Origin of the sequence: Streptomyces sp. NK08204 (assembly GCF_020400585.1) — a bacterium.
GTDB lineage: Bacteria > Actinomycetota > Actinomycetes > Streptomycetales > Streptomycetaceae > Streptomyces.
Genome location: NZ_JAINVF010000097.1, coordinates 1 through 407, shown reverse-complemented (window position 1 = coordinate 407; position 407 = coordinate 1). Strand labels below are relative to the sequence as shown.

Sequence of the window (407 nt, the reverse complement as noted above, 5' to 3'; positions counted from 1 at the left end):
TCGCTGTACTGGTGGAACGTCCATGCGTGCTGGATCCGCGGGTGCCCGGCCGGGGCGCCGGGGTCGGCGATCCAGAGGCCGTCGCCCACGAAACTGGTGCTGTCGCGGTTGAACCAGTAGTCCCGGTTGCAGTACAGCACCACACGGTGGCCCGGGACCTTGCTCTGGACGTAGCGGATCCAGGCATCCTTCTCCGCGTTGGAGACGTCAGAGTCCTCCCAGTCGAAGGCGAGCATCTCGCCCTTGGCCAGGGTGACCTTCGACAGCAGGAAGTCGGCCTCGGCGATGTTCCGGAGGCCGTGGGCGTAGTGGTAGTAGCCGACGGCAAGCCCCGCCTTGCGGGCGTGGTCGCGCTGGGCCTGCCACTTCGGGTTGATGTACGAGGTGCCCTCGGTGACCTTGATGAA

The 407-nt window shown here is 66.3% G+C and carries 1 protein-coding gene; it reads right to left on the bottom strand.

The window, feature by feature from the left end:
• A partial coding sequence (locus K7G59_RS34470) for a glycoside hydrolase family 25 protein (protein ID WP_225840684.1) occupies positions 1-407 on the bottom strand: 407 nt, incomplete at both ends.